General features: G+C 71.0%; 18 protein-coding genes. 12 read left to right on the top strand and 6 right to left on the bottom strand.

All coding sequences use genetic code 11. The annotated features are described in order from the left end of the window. Positions 1-216: 216 nt before the first annotated feature. The gene (locus OG199_RS07070; protein ID WP_405828621.1) at positions 217-1,848 is read left to right on the top strand and encodes a CehA/McbA family metallohydrolase; all 1,632 of its coding nucleotides are present in this window, start codon (positions 217-219) and stop codon (positions 1,846-1,848) included. A 184-nt stretch (positions 1,849-2,032) separates the two neighbouring features. Here the strand turns inward: OG199_RS07070 and OG199_RS07065 are convergent, their stop codons facing one another. Continuing rightward, positions 2,033-3,205: a DUF3103 family protein gene (locus OG199_RS07065; protein ID WP_405828620.1), complete on the bottom strand. Its 1,173-nt coding sequence runs from the start codon at positions 3,203-3,205 to the stop codon at positions 2,033-2,035. 555 nt (positions 3,206-3,760) lie between these two features. Here OG199_RS07065 and OG199_RS07060 point away from each other — a divergent pair. From OG199_RS07060 to OG199_RS07045, 4 genes are all read left to right on the top strand, one after another. Next, positions 3,761-5,680, top strand: coding sequence for a glycoside hydrolase family 5 protein (locus tag OG199_RS07060; RefSeq protein ID WP_405828619.1), 1,920 nt, complete (start codon positions 3,761-3,763; stop codon positions 5,678-5,680). Between the two features lie 163 nt (positions 5,681-5,843). Further along, a complete protein-coding gene (locus OG199_RS07055; RefSeq protein ID WP_356805721.1) occupies positions 5,844-6,395 on the top strand; it encodes a YciI family protein in 552 nt (183 codons plus the stop codon). Between the two features lie 329 nt (positions 6,396-6,724). After that, positions 6,725-7,300 carry a hypothetical protein gene (locus OG199_RS07050; protein WP_401807982.1) on the top strand — a complete coding sequence of 192 codons (576 nt, stop codon included), beginning with the start codon at positions 6,725-6,727 and terminating at the stop codon, positions 7,298-7,300. A 460-nt stretch (positions 7,301-7,760) separates the two neighbouring features. Beyond that, positions 7,761-8,573, top strand: a complete 813-nt coding sequence (locus tag OG199_RS07045) for a hypothetical protein (RefSeq protein ID WP_356808524.1) — start codon at positions 7,761-7,763, stop codon at positions 8,571-8,573. Between the two features lie 223 nt (positions 8,574-8,796). Here OG199_RS07045 and OG199_RS07040 read toward each other — a convergent pair whose 3' ends face one another. After that, entirely contained in the window at positions 8,797-9,468 is a 672-nt protein-coding gene (locus OG199_RS07040; protein WP_356808526.1) for a hypothetical protein, read from the bottom strand. A 173-nt stretch (positions 9,469-9,641) separates the two neighbouring features. Between OG199_RS07040 and OG199_RS07035 the strand changes: the two genes are divergently transcribed. The 3 genes from OG199_RS07035 to OG199_RS07025 all read left to right on the top strand — a co-directional run bounded on the left by OG199_RS07035 (position 9,642) and on the right by OG199_RS07025 (position 14,111). After that, on the top strand, positions 9,642-10,850 hold the full coding sequence (locus OG199_RS07035) for a HupE/UreJ family protein (protein WP_405828616.1): 1,209 nt from the start codon (positions 9,642-9,644) through the stop codon (positions 10,848-10,850). A 127-nt stretch (positions 10,851-10,977) separates the two neighbouring features. Further along, entirely contained in the window at positions 10,978-12,957 is a 1,980-nt protein-coding gene (locus tag OG199_RS07030; protein WP_405828615.1) for a fibronectin type III domain-containing protein, read from the top strand. 74 nt (positions 12,958-13,031) lie between these two features. Next, complete coding sequence (locus tag OG199_RS07025) at positions 13,032-14,111, top strand: WxL protein peptidoglycan domain-containing protein (protein WP_405828613.1); 1,080 nt, start codon at positions 13,032-13,034, stop codon at positions 14,109-14,111. Between the two features lie 106 nt (positions 14,112-14,217). Here the strand turns inward: OG199_RS07025 and OG199_RS07020 are convergent, their stop codons facing one another. Next, positions 14,218-15,462, bottom strand: a complete 1,245-nt coding sequence (locus OG199_RS07020) for a glycoside hydrolase family 3 N-terminal domain-containing protein (RefSeq protein ID WP_405828612.1) — start codon at positions 15,460-15,462, stop codon at positions 14,218-14,220. A gap of 627 nt (positions 15,463-16,089) precedes the next feature. Between OG199_RS07020 and OG199_RS07015 the strand changes: the two genes are divergently transcribed. Together OG199_RS07015 and OG199_RS07010 are read left to right on the top strand one after the other, a co-directional pair. Next, positions 16,090-16,581 carry a hypothetical protein gene (locus OG199_RS07015; protein ID WP_405828610.1) on the top strand — a complete coding sequence of 164 codons (492 nt, stop codon included), beginning with the start codon at positions 16,090-16,092 and terminating at the stop codon, positions 16,579-16,581. 427 nt (positions 16,582-17,008) lie between these two features. Beyond that, positions 17,009-17,794, top strand: coding sequence for a polysaccharide lyase family 7 protein (locus OG199_RS07010; RefSeq protein WP_356809126.1), 786 nt, complete (start codon positions 17,009-17,011; stop codon positions 17,792-17,794). Between the two features lie 185 nt (positions 17,795-17,979). Here the strand turns inward: OG199_RS07010 and OG199_RS07005 are convergent, their stop codons facing one another. Continuing rightward, entirely contained in the window at positions 17,980-18,549 is a 570-nt protein-coding gene (locus OG199_RS07005; RefSeq protein ID WP_405828608.1) for a universal stress protein, read from the bottom strand. A gap of 326 nt (positions 18,550-18,875) precedes the next feature. Between OG199_RS07005 and OG199_RS07000 the strand changes: the two genes are divergently transcribed. Continuing rightward, on the top strand, positions 18,876-19,340 hold the full coding sequence (locus OG199_RS07000; RefSeq protein WP_401807963.1) for an SAV_915 family protein: 465 nt from the start codon (positions 18,876-18,878) through the stop codon (positions 19,338-19,340). Positions 19,341-19,353: 13 nt separating this feature from the next. Beyond that, positions 19,354-20,688: a diaminopimelate decarboxylase gene (lysA, locus tag OG199_RS06995; protein WP_356809129.1), complete on the top strand. Its 1,335-nt coding sequence runs from the start codon at positions 19,354-19,356 to the stop codon at positions 20,686-20,688. Between the two features lie 169 nt (positions 20,689-20,857). On the opposite strand, the gene OG199_RS06990 is transcribed toward lysA, so the two are convergent. Both OG199_RS06990 and OG199_RS06985 read right to left on the bottom strand, forming a co-directional pair. Continuing rightward, entirely contained in the window at positions 20,858-21,022 is a 165-nt protein-coding gene (locus OG199_RS06990) for a hypothetical protein (protein ID WP_356809130.1), read from the bottom strand. 211 nt (positions 21,023-21,233) lie between these two features. Next, positions 21,234-21,998: an SDR family NAD(P)-dependent oxidoreductase gene (locus OG199_RS06985; RefSeq protein ID WP_401807960.1), complete on the bottom strand. Its 765-nt coding sequence runs from the start codon at positions 21,996-21,998 to the stop codon at positions 21,234-21,236. Positions 21,999-22,303 lie beyond the last annotated feature (305 nt).

The following is a 22,303-nucleotide window of genomic DNA, read 5'->3' as shown; positions in this document are numbered from 1 at the left end:
GACCGCGCCGGGACAGGGCGTTGAGCCGGATACGCCGGATGTCCCTCGTCCCGGTCCGCGGAACCTTCCGCCATTGGTCCTGACCTGCGGCGACGCGGGGGAGTACGCCACGGGCAGTTGCCAACGGGGCCATACGGGACTCATGCGTCGTTCACCGAGGCGTATGAGAGTCCAGGGCATCCCATGTACCCATCACGAAGACATTGCTGAGGACACATGTGCCTTGACGGACACTGCGAGAGCCACGTGAACATCTTCGAGCCCGAGGCGGGAGGCGACGGCGAGGCGAGTGGCACGCTGGGCCGTCGTCGGCTGCTGGCCGCGGGTGTCGCGGGCGCCGCGGCCATCACCCTCGCCCCGGTCTCGTTCGCGGAGGCGGCGGACGGCACGACCGCGGGCACGCCGCCGAAGACCGGTGAGGAGACCCGTGTCATCACCGGGTTGCTGCCCACCGGCGTCGCCGACTTCGTGTACCTCCCGGTCGAGGTCCCGCGCGGCGTGCAGAAGATCGCCGTGTCGTACTCCTACGACAAGCCGGCCGTCCCGTCCGGCACGCCCGGCAACTCCTGCGACATCGGCGTCTTCGACGAGCGCGGCATCGAGCTGGGCGGCCGCGGTTTCCGCGGCTGGTCCGGCGGCTTCCGCACCTCGTTCGAGATCAGCGACAGCGACGCCACCCCGGGTTACCTGCCCGGCCCCGTGGGCCGCGGCACCTGGCACATAGTCCTCGGCCCCTACCAGGTCGCGCCCCAGGGCCTGAACTACCGGGTGCAGGTGACCCTGACCTACGGCGAGCCCGGCCCGGCCGCCGTCAGGAACTTCCCGCCGCGGCGTGCCAAGGGCCGTGGCCGCGCCTGGTACCGGGGCGACTGCCACCTGCACACCGTGCACTCGGACGGTAAGCGCCAGCCCGCCGAGGTGGCCGCCGGCGCGCGCGCCGCGGGGCTCGACTTCATGGTCTCCACCGACCACAACACCTCGTCCTCGCACGGTGTCTGGGGCCAGTACGCCGACTCCGAGCTGCTCATCATCACCGGTGAGGAGGTCACCACCCGCAACGGCCACTGGCTGGCGCTCGGTCTGGAGCCCGGCGAGTGGATCGACTGGCGTTACCGCAACCGCGACGACGCGTTCCCGCGCTTCGCCCGTCAGGTGCGTCGCAGCGGCGGCATCGTGGTGCCCGCGCACATGTACTGCGCGTATGTCGCGAGCCAGTGGAAGTTCGGCTTCGAGGACACCGACGCCACCGAGGTGTGGACGGGCCCGTGGACGTACGACGACGAGCACGCCATCAGCACCTGGGACCAGAAGATCGGTGAGGCGGTCCGCAGCGGTGGACGCTGGGTCCCGGCGATGGGCAACAGCGACGCGCACAGCGAGCCGCAGGTCATCGGTATGCCGCACAACGTCGTCCTCGCCGACGACCTGGCCACCGACTCGATCATGGACGGCATCCGCGCCGGCCGCAGCTACATCGCGGAGACCTCCGCCGTGCAGCTGACCTTCACCGCCTCCGGTGACGCCCGGCAGGCCGGCATCGGCGAGACCCTCAAGGCGTCCGCCGACGCGCCCGTGGACATCCGTCTCGACGTGAAGGGCGTACCCAACGGCACGGTCCGTTTCATCACCGACGAGGGTCAGATGCACCAGGAGTCGGTGGGTGCCTCCGGCGAGGGCACCGTCACCTGGCGGACGACCGCGTCGCTCGCCGCGTACGTCCGCGCCGAGGTCCGCCACCCCATGGCGGACGGCACGCCCGGTCAGGGCAACACCATGGGCGCCGCGCTCATGTTCGGCCCGATGGCCGCCCTCACCAACCCCATCTTCCTGAAGAAGACCGGCCGGTGATCCCCGCCGCGGTCCGCCGTCCGGTCACCGCGCGGTGAGGGACGGCGTATCGCGGCCGAGCCGTGCCCGGGGCGTCCCCCGGGCACGGCTCCTTGCGTTCGTGGCCCGCTTCAGGCCTGTCCCGGACCGGTCCCACCGCCGCACGCCGTGCGGGGGAGCGTGGTGACCGGGGGAGCGTGCCGCCTCAGACCTCCTGCACGAAGTACGGCTCCACGGTCATCCAGCCGTTGCCGCGCGCGCCGTAGCGGGTGCCGTTGTCACTCTGGGCGAGGGTGTACCAGGAGTCGACGTAGTCGGGGTCGTCGGTCCACCAGTCGTCCGGGATGGCGTCCAGCACGGCGTTCACCAGCGGGACGTAGGTGCCCTGGTCCGTGATGGTCAGCAGGGCCGTGGCGATGGCCTTGGCGAGGTCGCGGTAGTTGGTGCTGCCGTCCTCCTCCATCATCACGGCGTCGGCCAGGTCGTACTTGTAGTGGGACCAGTTGACGAGGATCTGGTTGGGCCGGTAGACGGTGCCGTCGTTGTCGAGGTACGGCATGTCGACGGGGTCGACCCGCACCTGGCCGTCCTGTCCGAAGCCGGTGACGAGCGTGTAGATCTCGGCGTCGCCCTTCACCCAGGGTTCCTCGTCGTCCGAGAGCTCCACCGCGGTGATCCGGCTGGTCCAGAAGCCCGCGCCAGCCGCCTGCGCCCGCTCGGTCGCGTCCGCCCGCGGGGTCGCGGCCGGGGCGGCGGAGTCGAGGCCGTACCGGCGGAACTGCTCGTCGAGGACGTCCAGTCCGGCGGCCAGGGCCTTGGAGCCGTCGATGTCGACGACGTACACGGGGTGGGACGGCGTGTGACGGGCGTCGAGGGTGTGCGTCCGGCCGTGGCTGTCATAGGCGACGACGGTGGTGGCGTCGTCGTCGGAGGTGGCCGGGACGACCCACGGTGCGGTGCCGGAGGTCAGCGCGCCGCGCATGCTGTCGGACCCGAGGCGCAGCCGGAGCAGCGGCCCGACCTTCGCGTCCAGCCCCTTGGCGGTGGCGATCCGTCGGTCGGCCGCGGCCAGCGTGGCCTTCAGACCACCGCCCGCCCGCCCCGCGAGGGCGGTGACGGGGACCTCGTCGGAGGTGAGGGCGGCGCGCTGGACGCGGGCGCGCCAGGCGGAGTCGGCGAGGGAGCGGGCGATCGCGCGGGCGGCCTGGTCCTGCGTCGCGTCGACCGAGGCGGCGGTGCGGGGAGCGGGGGTGGCCGCGGTCGCCTGGAGGGCGCCGGCGGTCTGGCCCGCGGACAGGGCCAGCAGGGATCCCACGAGGGCGGCGACGGTGCCGCGCCGACGGGACCGGCGGGACTGACGGGATTGACGGGGTCTCACTGGGGCGATCCTCCTGGTAGCGGGGGACGGATGGTCGCTGTCAGTGGAGCTGGTGGAACTGCTGAAGCCGGCGAAGCGGGAGGAAGTGTAAGGAAGGGGGAGAAGCAGGGTTTCTATGCGAGTAGATTCCCGGCGGCAATGATGGCGTGAGCATGCCTAACCAGGCAAGGGTGCGGGAGCCCCCCACCACATGAACAACTGGCAGCCACGGGTGGGGTGTTCTCGCTGCGGGGCCTCGTACGGTGTCCCGGCCGATGGCCCCGCGGTGCTTCCGGACGCCGTCGGCGATCTCCCTCGGGACGGGGCCCGCGCCCGTGGGGTGCGCCCCTCCGCGCATCCCGTCACGGGTGACCCGAACCGTCCCCTCGGACACCGCCCTCCCGCTAGGCTCGGGCCCGTGCCCGCGATCACCGGGAAGAGTGAAGTCCCCCCAGTGCAACGGGTGTTCCGGCCTCGTCCCCGGTCCGGGATCACGTCACCGCGAGCCGTACCTCCTGGGTGACATCCGGCGCACTCTCCACCGTCCGTGCACCAACACCCACTCGCGGAGGTCTCATGACGACGCGCAGACTTGGCAAGTACCTGACAGTCGCGGCCGCGGCCCTCCTGCTCCTGGCCACGGCGCCCGGGGCCGTCGCCGCCACGGTGGAGGCGCCGGGCGGGCCGACGATCCCCGCCGTCGCCCCCGCGGCCGAGACATGGCAACCGCCGTTGTCCACCCGCGGGCGGTACATCGTCGACGCCGCGGGCAACCGCTTCCGGCTCAAGTCGGCCAACTGGGACGGCGCGCAGGGCTCGTGGACCGGCAGCGGCAGCGCCGCCGACCCGGCCGATCACCATGCGGGCCAGAACTCCTACGGCATCCCCCTCGGCCTGGACCGGGTACCCCTGCCCCAGCTTCTCGGCGACTTCCACCGTCTCGGCATCAACAGCATCCGGCTGCCGTTCTCCAACGAGATGATCCACGGGACGACTCCCGTGCCGGACGCCGCCGTCACGGCCAACCCGCAACTGCGCGGCAGGACACCGCTCCAGGTCTACGACGCCGTCGTCGCCGCCCTCACCCGGGACGGCTTCGCGGTCATCCTCAACAACCACACCAACACGTCCCGTTGGTGCTGCGGCATCGACGGCAACGAACGGTGGAACAGCGGTCAGTCCACCCAGCAGTGGGCGGACGACTGGGTTTTCATGGCCCGCCGTTACGCCGGCGACCCCGGCGTGGTGGGCGCCGACCTCTACAACGAGGTACGCCGCGACGTGCTGGACGACCCCAACTGGGGCCAGGGCGACGCCCACGACTGGTACGCGGCGGCGCAACTCGCCGCGGACCGCATCCTGACCGAGGCCGACCCCGACCTCCTCATCGTCATCGAGGGGATCAACTGGACCGGCCTGCCCGTCGACGGACTGCCGCACGGCCGCCCCACCCTCACCCCGGCGCGCACGCTCTCGCACACCCTCGTCGCCGCTCACAAGCTGGTGTACTCGGCCCACTTCTACGGATACACCGGCCCCTGGCACAGCGGTGCCACCGGGATCGGCGAGACCCATGACGCCCGCTACCAGGACCTCACCCGGGACCAGCTGTACCAGACCCTCGACGACGAGGCGCTCTTCGTCGCGGAGGAGGGGAACCAGCACTTCACCGCACCTGTCTGGATCAGTGAGTTCGGCATCGGGGCGGGGGAGACCGGCACCGCCGCCCGTACCTGGTTCGGCAACATCACCGACTACTTCGCCGACCACGACGCCGACTTCGCCTACTGGCCGCTCGTCGGGTGGGAGGGCCACGACGACTGGTCCCTGCTGCGCTACGACACCGCGGGCAACCGGTACGGCATCCTCGACCAGGCCGACTGGCGGGGCACCGCGTGGAACCGGCTCATGACCGCCCCGACGCGCACCGGACCCGTCGCCGCGGTCCCCAGTTGGCGCATGCTCGCCACCGACCACGGCGACCACGTGCAGTCGCTGCGGGTGCGTGCCGGCGGTGACTGGGACCCGGGCGCCTACAAGGCCGCCTGCCCCGACGGACAGCGGCTGACGGGGCTCGGCCACAGTGACGGTCGCGGGCTGTGCACCGATGTCACCACCGGCGACCTGCGCGCCCCGGGCGACGCCCAGACGGTCGTCACCGACGAGCGCCATGTTCCCGCCGGCGGGGACTGGGCCTCCGGATACACCAAGTTCCAGTGTCCCCAGGGGAGTTTCCTCATCGGCTACAGCCGTCGCGGCGGCCGGACCTCGGCGGCCCTGTGCGTGCCCGCCCGCATCTCGCTGGGAGGCGCCGGGCGAACCGTGTGGTTCGACCGGTCCGACAACCGGCCCGCCGACGCCGCCGGAGGTGACTTCGCCCAGGGCGACTACAAGGGCCAGTGCGCCGACGACGAGTACGCCGCCGGGATCGCCTTCACCACCAGGCCGGCCGCCGGCGCGGGCCCCGCGGCCCTGCTGTGCCGCTCACTGAACTGAACCGACTCAGCCGCGCCGCACCGCCGCACCTGTGCGTCCCCCGTTTCCGGCGCCCGCACGGGGGCGAGGGAAGCGCGACCTCCCCGACGACGGCGCCACGCGGCCGGAAGGCGTCCCCGAATCCCGTTGAGGTGCGGCCGCCGAGTAGGGAGAGTCTGTGGGCATGGAGTTCCTCTGCTACCACCAGGACCGGCCCGGCTCCCTCGCGTTGCGCGCCCAACTACTGGAAGAGCACTGGTCCTACATGGACCGCTACGCGAAGGAGATGATCGCCCGGGGCCCGACCTTCGCCGGCGACGACGAGACCCCCACGGGCAGTGTGCACATCGTCGATCTGCCGGATCCCGCCGCCGCCCGTGCGTTCGCCTTCGACGAACCCGGATACCGGGCCGGTGTGTACCGGGACGTGCTGCTGCGCCGGTGGCGCAACACACTCGGGCGCACCATGTGGGACTTTCCCGGTGGCCGTACCGGCGGCAACAGGTATCTGGTGCTCGGCCTCGGCACGGGGCAGGCCGTCGATCTCGCCCTGCCGCCCGGCCGGGACGAGCTCATCGCGTACGGGCCGCTGCTGTCCGACGACGGCGCCGACTGGCTGGGCACTGCGGCACTGGTCCGGGCACCGGGCCCGGAGGCGGCACGCGCCGTGCTGACGGCGGACCGGTACGCCTGTGTCGAGGTCCATGCCTGGCGGTTCGGCGGCCGGCCCACATGAGCGGACGACACACGGTGGCGGCGGCCCTGGGTAGCCCGATCGGGTGAAGGGGGTCACGGGCCGGGCCGCCACCCGGCCCGTGGCGCGGCGTTCCACGTGCCGTCGACCCACCGCAGTGAAGCGTCAAACAGCCACGGGAGAAGGCTATTTGGGCGCTTGCCCGGTGCGTTCTCCGAGCGTCGGCCGACCGGGGTCCATGGGGCTGTGCGTCCATTCGGGTGTCTGTTGGCGGACCTCTGCGTGTCCGATATTGAAGATAAAGGGATTATCGGTACGTTCACTCACAGATCGGCCGGTGCGGCCGACGTCTCAGAGATAGGGAAAGCGACATGACCACGCGCAACATTGCGGTGACTGCCACCGTTGCGGCCGCTGCGGCCCTCGTCGCCACGGGCGTCACCTACGCCTCGGCCTCCGCGGCTCCTGAGGCCGCGCCCGCCGTTCAGCAGGTTGCTCCCATGGGTGGCGACAGCGGCCAGTCGAAGGGCAACGAAGGAGGAGGCGGCGGCCGTGACCGTGGTGGCCGTCGCCACTACGAGGGCCACATCGACTTCAACGAGCGTACGTACTCCGCCCGCTCCTGGGGCTGCATCACCGTGGTCAGCGGTCTCGGTTCCCGTAGCTTCAACGTGCGCAACGACAGCCACAAGACCGTCGAGGTCTTCCGTGGCGCGACCTGCGACAACGGTTCGCCGCTCGCCACGGTCGGCCCGTGGAGCACCAGCAACGGCGTGGTGCCCTTCCGGGTCCACGGTGGCGTGAAGGTCAGGGACGGTGTCGTGGGCAGCTTCCGCGTCGTCGAGGACCACCACGGTGGTGGCTACGGCGGCGGCTTCGGCGGCGGCGACCGCGGCGGCGACGGTGGCGGCTTCGGCGGCGGCGACGGTGGTGGCTTCCGCGACTAGTCCTCACGGGCAAGGTCCGCACCACATGGAGACTCCGGCCCGCTGCAATCGGGCCGGAGTCTCCGGCATGTGGTGCGGCTCCCGGGGGTGTCCCCGGAACGGAGGCCTGAGCCGTGGGACGCCTGCGTCCGGTAAAACCTGTTACGCCATACTAAGTGTTCTTCGGCCGTTCCGCGTGTCGCTCCGCCCGAACCGGGGCATCCCATTCTCCGGACTGCTTGTACGGTCATCGCCACCGATGTCCTGCCGTGTGCTCCCGCGCGCTGCCGTGCGGGCGCGGTCCGCGCGCGTCCGCGCGGGATGCCGGTCCGGGCCGGGAAGTCGAACGGCGTCCGACCTCTGTCGGCATCGCCCGCGTCCGCATCCGACGGCACGGAATCGCCAAATAGGATGATTGTTTAGCAGACCATATGCGCGTCGATGTCGCGGGTCACGATCTGGTGCTAACACTGTCGACCCAGTGTCCATCAATCGTGAGAGCGCTATGAAACTACTGTCCAAGGTATTCAGGCAGCCGAAGAACTCGGCTGACGAAGTGATGCTGCGCCTCCTTGAGGAAAGTGCCGAGGACGCGGGTTACTGGGCCGGCCGCATGCCGCGGGAAGCCGCCAGGCTGGTGCGGAAAGTTCGGATGTACACCGTTGCCTCGGCGGGGCTCAGCCTCACCGCGGGACTGCTCGTCTGGCCCGCGATCGCCGAATCCTCGCAGTTCGGCGCCCAGGTCGTCGTCTCCGCGCTGTCGGGATTCGCCGCACTCGTGATCGTCGCCCCCCATGCCAGCGGGCTGAGCGATCGCGCTGACGAATCCATCAAACTGTGCAGTGCCTACAGTGCCGTGTACGGCGACCTTCTGGCCGCGAAAAGCCGTCTCGATTCGGGATCCACGGCCGACTTCTCGCACGCTGCGGAAATCTTCCGCCGGTTCCAGCACATCCAGGAACGCAAGGACGCCCTCGCGCTTCCGGCCGGGAACGGACGTGTGGCGGGTGCGATCGCCCGGGTCAAGGAGAACGGGCGACCGGCACGGATCATCACCGGCATGCCGCGGAGGGCCGAACTGCCTGTGATGCCGTACGCCCTGGAGAACCGCTCGGCGACGGACCGGGAGGACAAGGTGATTCCCGCCGAGCTCGCGCCCCCGTCGACGAGCCGGCACCCGGCAGCTCAGGAGCTGCCCGGTCCCGACTCCTCGACACCCAACCCCAACATCCCCTCCCCACACCAGATCCGGGGCCGCGGGGCGGCAGTGGTGGCGAACCTGCACAAAAGATGACGCGTGGTGCGAGCGCCGCTTCCACCGTGACAGAAAGCGGGAGCGGCGGTCGCGGACCGGCGCACCTGGCCTTTCCCCGGGTACGGGAGCCGTGGCCGCGCCGAACGCACACACGACCGAGCATGGAATCGCTCGCAGGGCCCCCGTTCTGGAGACGGGGGCCCTGGTCATGGGACCACCTCGTACCCCGCTCCGCCGCAGGGGCGGGCCCGGGGCTCGGCCGCTACAACCGGTCGAGCCAGAGCACGATGCCCGTCAAGCCGTGGAGCACGGCCGCCACACCGGCCCTGACGGCGGCCGAGCAGCGCCGGTCCGTGAACGAACGCGCGTCGTAGGTCGACGACATGCCGAGGCCCTCGCCCCGGAAGGACGCGCCCGACCAGTCGACGGCGGTCACGTTCGCGGTGGGCTCGGCCAACTCCGCGCCCACGACGAGGAACTGCTGCGCGAGATGGTTCGGGGTGACCATCGCGAGGGGGTCGATCAGATCGTTGCCCGCGCTGATGACGAGGTCCGGTCGCATGGCGAGGGCCCTGGTGACGCTCGGGACGAGGTCGGAGGGGCCCGAGGCGGTGACGGTGCGCAGGGAGACGTGTTCGGCTCCGGCCCAGGACTTGACCGCGCTGACGAGAGTCCTGGTGGGGCGGTCGTGACCGGAGGTGAGCAGCACGACCCGGTAGTCCTTCGGCGGGTGGACGCCGTTCCAGGAGCCGGGCCGTGGCGTGGTGGTCGCCTCGGGCTGGGGCCGTCGGGCGGGGTCGACGAATCCGGCGCCCAGGGCACCCGCGGCGGTGGGCCTGGGGTGGGGACGTGACCAGTCGTCGCCGGCACCGCATCCGGTGACCAGCGCGGCGACCGCGGCCAGTGCGGCCAGGGCGCTGAGCGGGGGGCGCAAGGTGATCGTCCTTCGGGTGGTGGCGGGCGGTACGCCCCCATACTGCTCTCCCGGGTGCTGGAGTTCCGCCCCCGGAAGGCCCTTCCGCATGCTTGTTCTTGTGGGGTTCGCCGACGCGGCGGCACGAGTTCACCGATGACATGGACCGTGCACGGGCAACCCGAAGGAGCACCATGTCACGACCGTTCCGCCGCGCCCTCCTCGCCCTTGCCGCAGCGGTGATCACCCTCCTGTGCGTCGGCGGGCCGGCCCTCGCGCACGGATTCAGCTCGACCGTGTACGTCCATGTCACCGAAGGGGACGGAGGCCGGCTGCGGACAGCCGTGGACGTCGAGTACGACCTCTTCGTCGTGTCCGCCGCCGACTTCGAGCACGACGATCCGCTGTTCCGTTCCGGCACCGCCGCGTTCGACGCGGGAGACGCCGCCGAGCAGGCCGCGGCGCTGCGTGCTCACACGCGTTCGGCCGTGAAGTACGTGACGGACCGGTTCTCGGTCACCTCGGGCGGGACGGCCTGCCGGGCCACGCGCACGGGTGACTTCACCATCGGCCGTCGTGAGGGCGTGCCGTACGCGGGACTGGTGCTCGACTGGTCCTGCCCGGCGGAGAGCGCCGACCACACCGTACGCAGCGGACTGTTCCCGGACGGGGAGCACTACGTCCGGGACGCCAAGACGATCGTGACCTACGAGGTCGGCGGCCGTTCGGGCAGCGCGGCGCTCGACGGACGACATCCCTCCTTCTCGATCGGGCAGGCGTGGTACGAGCGGTTCTGGGAGTTCTTCCGCCTGGGCGCCGAGCACCTGTTGACCGGCATCGACCACATCCTCTTCCTGCTGGCGCTGATCGCGGGATCACGGCGCCCCCGTGAGGTCGTCCTCGCCGCCACGAGCTTCACGCTGGCGCACTCGGTGACGTTCCTGCTCGCCGCCCTCGGAGTGGTGGACGTGCCTCCGGCGGTGGTGGAGCCGGTCATCGCCCTGTCCATCGCGGTGGTCGCGGGCTGGTACCTGTGGCGGGTGTGGCGGCGTGGTGACGCGGCGGCCGACCTCGGGACAGCGGGAGAAGGTCACTTCGGCCTGGACCGCGCGGGCTGGACCCGGTTGGGCGTCGTGTTCTGCTTCGGTCTCGTGCACGGGCTGGGATTCGCGGGTGCCCTGGGCATCCACGACGCGTGGTCGTGGACCCTGCTGTGGTCGCTGCTGGTGTTCAACGTCGGCATCGAGGCGGTGCAGTTGGCCATCATTGGGCTCGCCTTCCCGCTGCTGATCCTGATCCGCCGGCAGGCGCCACGGGCCGGTCTGTGGACCACCGGGACGGTCTCCGCGGGCGTCGCGGCGATGGGCCTGGTGTGGTTCGTGCAACGCGTGTCCGCGGTGTGAGGCCAGCCCAGACATCCCGCGCTGTTCAGTCAACCCGGAGATTGCATTTAACTTTTCTTTACCCGGGCCCGCGAGCTTGACGATCTCCACATCATGCACATCTCCCGTGCACAGAAGGAACACAGCAATGAGATCGAACCACTCCGCGCGGGCTTCCGAGCCCTCGCAGCGCCGTATGGCCCGAGGGGCCGCCGCGGCGTTCCTGGGCCTGACCGTGGCCCTCGGCTCCGGCCTCGCGGCCTCCCCGGCCGAGGCCGCCGGCACCGACGCGGTCACCGGCATCGTCCTGGGCGTCGGCGCCAACGAGTCGCAGCGCACGGTCACCTGGTACACCTCCGCCGACACCGCGCAGAAGGTCCAGATGGTCCCGACCGCGCAGCTCACCGGCGGCGAGTTCCCGGCCGACGCGGCGACCTTCGACGCGACCGGCGGCGCGAACATCGCGACGAGCGGCGGCTTCAACCGTCACGCGACGATCACGGGCCTCAAGGAGAACACCGCCTACTCCTACCGGGTCGGCACCGAGGGCAACTGGTCCTCGGCGTACTCCTTCAAGACGCAGGACTTCGAGGGCGACTACGACTTCCTGTTCTACGGCGACCCGCAGATCGGCTCGTCCGGAGACCTCGCCAAGGACCAGGCCGGCTGGCAGGACACCCTGGACGTCTCGCTGGCCGCCAACCCGAACGCCGAGCTCCTGGTGTCCGGCGGCGACCAGGTCGAGACCGCGAACACCGAGTCCAACTGGAACTCGTTCCTCGCTCCCGACAAGCTGCGCCAGTACCCGTGGGCCGCCACCATCGGCAACCACGACGTCGGGGGCAAGGCGTACGAGCAGCACTTCACCACGCCGAACACCGACCGCTCGGGGTCGTACTACTCCAACGGCAACCCGGCGTCGAACACTTCGGGCGGTGACTACTGGTACATCTACAAGGATGTGCTGTTCATCGACCTCAACAGCAACAGCTACAACCCCGCCACCGGCGGCGGCGGCGACGCGGCGCACGTCAACTACGTCTCCGACGTCATCAACAAGCACGGCTCCGAGGCCAAGTGGAAGGTGCTCGTCTACCACCACTCGATCTACTCGCCGGCGTCCCACGCCAAGGACGGCGACAACAAGACGCGTCGGGTGGACTTCCCGACCACCTTCTCCAAGCTCGGCGTCGACCTGGTGCTCCAGGGTCACGACCACAGCTACTCCCGCAGCTACCTGATCAAGAACGGTGAGAAGGCGAACCCGGCCGAGCAGCCCGGTGCCGCCGACGTGTACCCCGGCCCCGGCGGCGTCCTCTACGTGACGGCCAACTCCTCCTCGGGCTCGAAGTACTACGACATCACCGCTCCGGACAACAGCGGCACCAGCGGTGCGGGCAACGGCGCCGACCCGCTGAACCCGAAGAACTACTGGTACAACTCGGTCCAGAACCAGGAGCACGTCCGCTCCTACGTCAAGGTCCAGGTGCGCAACGACAAGCTCGTCGTCGAGGACCTGCGCAGCGGTACGTGCGCGGCCCCGAACTCCGAGGTCGAGCACGGCCTGTCGTGCAGCAACACCACCGCCGACCAGCCGGTCGGCTCGACGGTCGACAAGGTCACCGTGCACCCGTTCCACGGCGACAAGCAGGACCTCCAGGTCAACGTGCCCAACCCGGCGCCCGGCGAGTTCGGCTGGACGATCGACGGCTACAACGGCCTGGTCGACCTCGGCACCGCCAAGGAGCAGGACGGCGACCACTTCACGGCGACGGGCAAGATCAACCCGCTGCTCGTCTCCGACAGCCGCCGTTCGCTCGCGCCCTGGTCCATCTCGGCCAACGTGAGCGACTTCCGGGACGCCGACAAGACGTTCTCGGGCTCCAACCTCGGCTGGACGCCGTTCGTCCTCGACGGCGGCGCGGGCGCCAAGGCCGGTGACCCGGTGGCCTCCGGCTACGACGACCACGGTCAGGGCCTGGCCCTCTCGCGTGGGCTCGGTTCGGCCGAGCAGGGTCACCCGCGCGGCGAGGCCCGCCTCGGTGCCGACCTGGATCTGAAGATCCCGGACAGCGTCGAGAAGGGCGGCTACCGCGCCACCCTGACGATCACCGCGCTCAGCAGCTGATCCGACCCGTTCCACCGGGCGGGGTGGGCACCTTCCGGGTGTCCGCCCCGCCCCCCTCCCAGGAGATCCCCGACATGCACCCGCCCGTATCGCGCCGTACGACCACGGCCACGGCACTCGTCCGCGCCGTCACCCTGACCCTGCTCCTGGCCTGCGCACTCGTCGGCCTGCGGGCCGTCCCCGCCGCGGCGGCCGACGGCGACGTCACCTGGACGGTCAGGACGGCCGCGAACGGGTACGGCGACGACCGCTCCAGCTTCAGCTACGGGGTCAACCCCGGCGGCCGGATCAAGGACGCCATGGTCGTCGCCAACCACGGCAAGGCGCCGCTCACCCTCGCCGTCTACGCCGCCGACGGATTCACCACCGACACGGGTCAACTCGACCTGGTCACCAAGGACAAGAAGTCGGTCGCCGTCGGCAGCTGGGTCCACGCCGACCACTCCACCGTGGTGGTCCGCCCCGGCAAGTCCGCCGAAGTACCGTTCCAGATCACCGTGCCCGGCAACGCCTCTCCCGGTGACTACGTGGGCGGCGTCCTCACCTCGCTGCGGCAGTCCGACGACGCGCAGGGCATCAACGTGGACCGGCGGCTCGGCATCCGGGTCAAGCTTCGGGTCAGTGGGGAACTGAAGCCGCGTCTCGCCGTCGAGGACCTCCACGTGGACTACACCGGGTCGGCCAACCCCTTCGGCACCGGCGACGCCACCGTCACGTACACGATCCACAACGCCGGCAACGCCATCCTGTCGGCCCGTCAGACCGTCTTCACCACGGGGCCGTTCGGATGGTGGCGGACCGAGGCGGGCACCGTCCCCGCACCCCCGGAGCTGCTGCCGGGCGAGCACTGGAAGGTCAAGGTGCCCGTGCACGGGGTGACGCCCGGCGTCCGGCTTACGGCGACCGTGAACCTCGTCCCGCTGCTCACCGACGCCTCGGGCTCCACCACGTCGCTCAAGCCGGTCCTGGCCACGGCGGCCACCTGGACCTTCCCCTGGTCGCTGCTGCTGCTCGTCGTGTTGCTGGCCGCCGCCGGGGTCGGTGCCTTCCTCCTCGTGCGCCGCGGCCGCGCGCGGCGCAAGCGGCGCGAGGACGCCCGTGTCCGCGACGCCGTCGCGCAGGCACTGAACTCGACGAAGGAAGAGGTCGGGTGAACGCGTCCAGGTCCACTCCCGCCGCGTCAGCGGGGGAATGGACCTGGACGAGGCCTCATCTGCGGTGCACTCGGCGGGGGTTGGGACAGCCGCCGCGGTCGGGCGATCAACTGCAGGTCAGCAGACCCACCTTCTGCTTGGCGGTCAGGACGCGGTGGACGCTCTGGTCCACCTGGGTGCGGAAGGCCGAACTCTGCGCCATCCGGGCCGTCACCGCCTTGGTCATGGCGGGGAGCTGGTTCGGTTCGCCGGCCAGCACCAGGTCTCCGCCGGCGGACAGGAAGTTCAGGGCACGGTCGGCGGGGGGTACGGCCTTCACCGCCACCGCGTTACCGAGGTCGTCCGAGACGACCACGCCCTTGAAGCCCATGGTCTTGCGCAACAGCCCCTGGATCACCGTGGGGGAGAAGACGGCCTGGTGCTTGGGGTCGATCTTGTTGTACGTGGCCAGAGAGATCATGACGAACGGCGCGCCCGCCTTGATCCCCGAGCTGAACGGGGTGAGGCTCGAACTCTTGCTCGTCGTCACCGTGTCCACCACGTTGGCCGTGGTGTCGGTGTTCCCGCGCACGTTGCCGAGTCCCGGGAAGTGCTTCAGCGTGGCCAGCACGTTGGACTGGGCGAAGCCCGCGGCGAACGCGTTGCTGTGCGGCGTCACCGCCGCCGCCGTATGGCCGTACTCACGGTCGTACCTGCCGATCGGCGCGTTGTTCCTGCCCAGGCTCAGCGGGACGACGTCGGCGACGGGCGCGAGGTTCAGGTTCACACCGGCCGCCTTGAGCTGCTTCGCCCACGTGGCGGCCTCGGCGCGCAGCTTCGAGGTCGACCAGCTTCCCTGCACCAGCCCGCTCGGCATGGTCGAGAACCCGGGGCCGGACAGCACCTGCACCTGGCCGCCCTCCTGGTCCGTGGAGACCAGCAGGCCCACACGATGCTTCGACACCGTGTCGGCCTTCGCCTGCAGGCTGTCGACCAGGGACTTGGTCGCCTTCGCGCCGGCCTTGCTGCGCCCCGCCAGGAAGACCGAACCGACGTGGTACTGCTGCAGGACCTGGATCCGCTTCTGATCCGGTTTCGCGGCGGTGACGCTGGCCATGAACAGCTGGCCGACTCGTTGCGGCCCGGTCATCGCCGAGTAGACCTTGTCGACGCAGCTCGCGGCGGCCTGGCTGCCGACCGACGCGCCGGGCGCCAGCGATGCGGCCGAGGGGTGCGAAGGGTAGGTCGCGCCCAGGCTCGCGGTCGCCAGTGACAGCGCCAGCAGCGGGACGGGCCACAGTGCCTTCCCGCCCCTCGGGGCGCGGGACCGCGCTCGCCGTGATCCATGGGTCGGCGCCTGCTGCGATGTCATGCGGAGCCCCTTCCGGTACGCCGGACCGCGGACACGGGCACGCCATTGCCCGGCCGTCGACGGCGGTCACGCGGCCGGCACAACTGAACCAGCACCACCAAACGTACAACGATCCGATCGCGTGCGCCTCTGCGGTGGTGTATCGGACGGATGAGGTGCGGGGACGTCGTGAGCCACGGGGGGTGCGGAGGGTCGGTATGGGGGGTTTTGGCCGACTCGGCGTCGAGCAAGCGGAATTGAACCGGCGCGCGCCTCACGGGTGACCGTGGCGGCCGTGGTCGCCGTCGGGCGCCCAGGGGTCCGCCCCGCTGTGGCCGGGGGTGTTGGCCTCAAGTGCTCGTTACGGACCGGCGCACCCGGTGACTCGGGTTCCGTATGTGCCGACGTTCCGTCCTGCTCGACTCGCCGCTCTCGGCCGGGTTGCCGCGAGGCGTGAACTACCCGTGAGCCAAAGCGTTTTGGCTGAGTGTCAGGTGCGCGACCCGAGGGGGCGGCCGGGGTGTGTGCGCCCAAACGGGTGTCTGCCACGGGACTTCTGCGTGTCCGATATTCCGGATAAAGGGATTATCGGTACGTTCTCTCGCAGATCGGCTGCTTGGCCGACGTCTCAGAGATTGGGAAAGTGACATGACCACGCGCAACATTGCCGTGACTGCCGCTGTCGCGGCTGCTACGGCCCTCGTCGCCACGGGCGTCACCTACGCCTCGGCCTCCGCGGCCCCTGAGTCCGCGCCCGCCGTTCAGCAGGTTGCTCCCATGGGTGGCGACAGCGGCCAGTCCAAGGGTAACGAGGGAGGTGGCGGTGACCGTGGTGGCCGGGGCCACTACGAGGGCCGCATCGACTTCAACGAGCGTACGTACTCCGCCCAGAGCTGGGGCTGCATCACCGTGGTGAGCGGCCTCGGTTCGCGCAGCTTCAACGTCCGCAACGACAGCCACAAGACCGTCGAGGTCTTCCGCGGCGCCACCTGTGACAACGGTTCGCCCGTCGCCACGGTCGGCCCGTGGAGCACCAGCAACGGTGTCATGCCCTTCCTTCACGTCCGCGGTGGCGTGAAGGTCAAGAACGGCGTCGTGGGCAGCTTCCGCGTCGTCGAGGACCACCACCGCGAATGGTAGTGAAGGCGTCACCGCGCCATCCGCACCGCATGGAGAACCCGGCCCGCTGCAATCGGGCCGGGTTCTCCGGCTTCAGGCCGATTGTGACCGACCCAGGAGATCGAAGGCGTCGCCGGAGACGGGGTCGACACCGCGTGCAAGCGGTTCGCCGTCCGGCCTCCGCACGAACCGACCGTGGCCCGTCCTCCCCGGGGAGGACGGGCCACGGTGCGTCGCTCCGGACATCCTCGGGCGCCCTCGGCACTCCGTCGACGGGATCCGGGGGTGCCCGGCCGGCGCGCGGAGGGCGAACTCCGCGTGGACCGGGGCCCGTTGACGGCCGAGCCGGGTCGTGTTACTCAAGTGTGACGCCCTATTGGACTAGACCTAGTTCGACCGCTTCGCCGCTTCACCCCTTCATCGCTTCGATCGTCGAAGGACCCCCCACATGATCCGTTCCAAGCTTCTCGCGATAGCCGCCGCCGCGGGCATGGCCGGCACACTCGCCCTGCTCGGCACCGGCAACGCCACCGCCGGAGTCCTCGCGGACCCGTCCGTGGCACCCGGCGGCAATTTCGACCTGTCCGTCTGGCAGCTCCAGGAGCCGGTGGGTTCGCCCGGCTCACCCACCACGATCCCGTCGTCCCGGCTCCAGGGGGCCAACGGGTTCCAGGACTCGTACTTCTACACCGACACCCGTGACGGTGCCATGACGTTCTGGGCGCCGGAGAAGGGCGTCACCACGCCGAACTCCAACTACGCCCGCTCCGAGCTGCGCGAGATGAACCGCAGCGGCAGTGCGGCGAACTGGTCGCTGAGCGGTACCCACCGGATGAGCGCGACCCTGCGGGTGGTGTCGGTGACGCAGAACGTCTGCGTCGGGCAGATCCACCTCGGCACCGGCGGCAGCTCCACCAAGCCGCTGCTGGAGCTGTACTACCACTCGAACGGGGACATCGTCCTCGGCACGGAGAACTCGCCGTCCGGCGGCCAGACGACGCACACGGTCGGCCATGTGTCGATCGGCAAGACATGGAGCTACACGATCGGCGTCTCCGGCGGTCACACGATCGACCTGACGGTCAACGGCACCACCACGCACTACTCCATTCCGTCGTCCTTCGACCCGTACAAGCAGTACTTCAAGGCCGGCTCGTACAACCAGTCCTCCTCCGACAGCACCACGAAGGGCGCGCGCGTCGCCTTCTACGGGCTGACCGTCTCCCACGGCTGAGCGGTCCGGGACGCTGCCCGAAGGTGAGGCGCGCCCGGTGCACACCGGTGCTCGGCCGGGGACTCCCGGCCGAGCGTCCCGCGCGTACGGCTGTCGAGTGACCGGACCGTACGCGCTCACCCGATCAGCCAGTTCAGCCGGAGAGCGGGCGGTCCACGGCGGGCCGACCCGTGAGTCCGCGGCCGTCAGGCGTCGGGCGGTACGGTCTCCTCGGCCGCCTCCGCCAGGCGCCGGGTGTCCAGACGCAGGCGCCACAGGTTGCGCCGGTGCGCGGAGGTCAGTTCGGCCTCCAGCGGGGACGGCGGCACCGCGAGGACCGGGCAGACGGCGTGGGCGAGGCAGTAGCGGCTCACCGAGCACGAACAGAGCCGGTGCCAGCTGCTTCGCCGGCCGGCGCCGACGACCAGGAGATCGTTCTCGCGGTCGGCGCTCTCCACCAGCGCCCGGCCCGCGGTGCCGCGCGCGACGAGGGCGCGCATCGGCACCCCGGGGCCGGCCTCCCCGAAGGCTCCGTCGAGCGCCGTGAGCAGGTTGCGGCGCGCCAGCCGCTGCCACTCGTCGACCAGCACGTACGAGGCCGGCGTACGACGGGCGGCGAGTTCACCACCGGGTGGCTCCCAGGCCAGCACGGGCCACAGCTCGGCACCCCGCCGCCGGGCCTCGTCGGCGGCCCGGCACAGGGCGGTGAGGCTGCCGAGGGAGCCGCTGACTCCCACCACGACACGAGCGGCTGCGGGGGCGCCGGAATCAGACATGACTCGACCGTTCTTCGCACGCGCCCACGGGTCCCTCCCGCGGGCGGTCCGCGAGGGACCGCTCCCCATTGCACTCCTGGCCGGGGGCGCTCCGACACCCCGTACGCCCCATTTTGGCGCGCTCCTGACGGGCGTCCCCCGGGCCGGCCGAGCCGCGCGTCAGTATCCCGTCAGCGTCGGCACGATCACCGTCAGCGTCGCGTCATGAGGTGTCGGAGAACCGGAGGGCACGGGAATAGCTTCTGCGGTGAGCCCCGGCCCGCCCGCTCACGTCCGAGGCGCCGGGTCGCTCACCGAACCGTCCCGGATCCTCCAGGAGGCATCCCATGCAACAACTCACGTGCGGTGAAGACCCCGAGCCCTGCGAACGATTCCCGGCCGGAGTGCTGTTCGTTCCGGTCCGGCCGGGGTCGGCAGGGTGCGCCGCCCGGCTCTTCCGTACGCCGCTCGGCGAGCGTACGGCCGTCGGCTTCACCTCGGAGCGCAGACTGACCACGACGCTCGGCCCCGAGCAGGCGTGGATCAGGCTCGCCGAGCCCGCCCTGCGCGCGCTGGCCGAGCCACTGGGCGTCACCACGGTCACGGTGGATCCCTCCTTCTCGGCGCCGGCGCCGACCCCGGCCGAGACCGCGCCGGCCACCCCCGAGCCGTTCAGGGCCGTCGCCCCCGCCGCGCAGGAGCCGTCCGCACCCCGTACCCGCACGAGCACTTGGGATCCGCAGGCCGTCGGCATGCTGCGGGTGACCGGCGCCGCCGCACTCGTCTCGGCGCTGGCGCTGTGGATCGGTTGAGAGGGAACGCACGATGACCACTGTTCACGAATCCGCTGTCAGCACCACCGGCGGCGACCTGTCGGTGTGGCCCGCCTCGGCCACCGAGCCCCGCCAGGGAGACCTGGCCGTGGGCGGCGTCCCGCTCGCCGAGATCGCCGACCGCTTCGGCACCCCCGCCTACGTACTCGACGAGGGCGAGGTGCGCGAGCGCTGCCGTACCTACCGGCACGCCTTCCCCGACGCCGACGTCCTCTACGCGGCCAAGGCCTTCCTGTGCAGGGGCATGGCGCACTGGGTGGAGGAGGAGGGCCTCGGCCTCGACGTCTGCTCAGCCGGTGAACTGGAGCTCGCGGTCACCACGGGGTTCCCGCCCGAGCGGATCGTGCTGCACGGCAACGCGAAGTCCCCGCACGACCTGGAATCCGCGCTGCGGCTGGGGGTCGGGCGCATCGTCATCGACAGCCCCTCCGAGATCGCCCGGCTGGCCGCCGCCGTCGGGCCCGGCGGGCACCAGAAGGTCATGGTGCGGGTGGTGCCGGCCATCAGCGCGGGCGGCCACGAGAAGATCCGGACCGGCACCGACGACCAGAAGTTCGGCCTGTCCATGGCCGACGGCTACGCCCAGCACGCCATCACCCGCATCCTCGACCAGCCGCAGCTCGAACTCACCGGCCTGCACTGCCACTTGGGGTCGCAGATCACCAGCGTCAAGCCGTATCTCGTCGCCGTGCGGCGCATGGTGGGGCTGATGGCCCGCCTGCGTGAGCAGCACGGCGTCGTCCTGCGCGAACTCGACCTCGGCGGCGGCCACGGTGTCGCCTACCGGCCGGGTGAACAGGCGCTGGACCTCACGGCCCTGGCGCGCCGGGTCCGCGGCGAACTCACCGAGGCGTGCGCCGCCGCCGGGCTCACCGTGCCCCGTCTGCTGATCGAGCCGGGCCGCGCCGTCGTGGGACCGGCGGGGATCGCCCTCTATCACGTCCTCGCCGTCAAACGGACCGGTGACCACATCTTCGTCGCCGTCGACGGCGGCATGAGCGACAACCCGCGGCCCGCGCTGTACGGCGTGCGCTACGCACCGCGTCTGATAGGCCGTCACAGCGCCGCGAGCCAGGCCGCGGTGACCGTCGTGGGCCGCCACTGCGAGGCCGGTGACGTGCTCGCCACCGACGTCGAACTCCCCGCCGACGTACGCCCGGGCGATCTGCTGGCCGTCCCGGTCGCGGGTGCCTACCACCTCTCCATGGCGTCCGGCTACAACATGGTCGGCCGCCCACCGGTGATCGCCGTGCGCGGCGGCCACGCCCGCCTCCTCGTCCGCCGCGAGTCCCTGGACGACATCCGCAGCCGCGACGTGGGGCTGTAGCGGGCGCCGCCCCCTTGGTACAGCCTCCGGGCGGGTGACGGCCCGACCCTCGCCCGGAGGCTCCCGACATGTGCGGCCCTGCCCCCGCTGTCGGCACCCGCCCGGACGCCGTCCCGCGGGCGCCGCCGTCGCCGACCCGCGCCGGCACCCGCGGCCGTCGGCGTGCCGTTCAGTCGGTCCGGTCGCGTGTGGTGGCCCGCCACTCCTGGTACACGCGCCAGAGCCGCTCGGCGCGCGGGCAGCGGCCCGACTCCCGTTTGCAGACACGGCAGTTGCCGACGTGGCTGACGTACACGGCCTCGGGGCTGTGACGCCCCGGCTGCGGATTCGGCATATCCCCCGGCACCCTTCGGCGTGATCCTCACGCGCGCGTTGTCGCTTCTGGTGCCGTACTTCCGGGGTGCGGGCGCCTTCGGATGCGGTGCACAGGGTGCCGATTCCCGTGCCCCGCCGGGCTGGGCGGGGCGGCGCCCGCGGTAGCGGGAGTGTGCGGGTCGCCGTGCTGCCGCCCGATCCTGGTGGACGCCTGCCGGACCCGGGGTGTGTCAGCCGGCGATGACGGCGGCGGTGGTGCGGCCGCCGTCGACGTCGAGCACGATGCCGTGCACGAACGAGGACTCGTCGCCGGCCAGGTACACGGCGGCGTTCGCGATGGCGTCGGGGGTGCCCATCCGGCCCGCGGGGGTGCCCTTCATCATGATCTCGGCGGGGTGCTCCTCGCCCGGTGCGGGCGTCAGCACCACACCCGGGGAGATCGCGTTCACGCGTACGCCCTGCGGCCCGAACTCCGCCGCCCAGGCCCGGGTCAGCGTCTCCACGGCTCCCTTGGTGGAGCTGTAGAGGGCGCCGACCGGAATGCCCAGGCGTGCGATCCAGGAGCCCAGGTTGATGATCACCCCGCCGCCGGCCTCCACCATCGCGGGGGCGACGGCCGCGGTCAGGAAGAACGGGGCCTTCACGTTCACGGCGTAGACCTGGTCGAAGGTCTTCTCGTCGGTGGCCGTCGTGATGTCGGCCGGGTAGATGCCGGCGTTGTTGACCAGGATGTCCATGCGGCCGCCGAGGACCCGCGTCGCCTCCTCGGCCAGTGCCTGCGAGGCGGCGGCGCTGCCGTCCAGGTCGGCCCGTACGAAGTCGGCCCGGCCGCCGCGTGCGCGGATCCCGTCGACGACCTCCTGGCCCCGCTCGGCGCTGCGGCCGGAGACGGCGACGTACGCCCCCTCGACGGCGAAGGCCTCCGCGATCGCCCGCCCGATGTTGCTGGTCGCCCCGGTCACCAGGGCGGTCCTGCCCTCAAGACGCATCGACATGATCCACTCCGTTGCTCGGCTTACTTGCTTACTTGGTTTTGCGGCGTGCACCCGTTCGGCCGAACCGCACACTGCCCACGGCCGGACGGGGCCCTGGACGACCAGGGCGCGAGGTCCACTGTGCGAGGGAAAAATTGGACTCGCAAGTCCAAAGTTTGAGGTGCGGAATCCCGCCCGCCCGAGGCCTCTCATCGCGGCACAACCGGTGGGCGACGAAGGACGCCCTGCCACGAGGCCGATGCGCGCGCCCCCTCTCGAAGCGTCTCGTACGGCCCGCGCAACTGCCCGGATTCCTGCCCGGAACC

It is taken from the genome of Streptomyces sp. NBC_01176, from assembly GCF_045039825.1.
Classification (GTDB): Bacteria; Actinomycetota; Actinomycetes; order Streptomycetales; family Streptomycetaceae; genus Streptomyces.
This window is presented reverse-complemented; position numbering and strand designations above follow the sequence as displayed.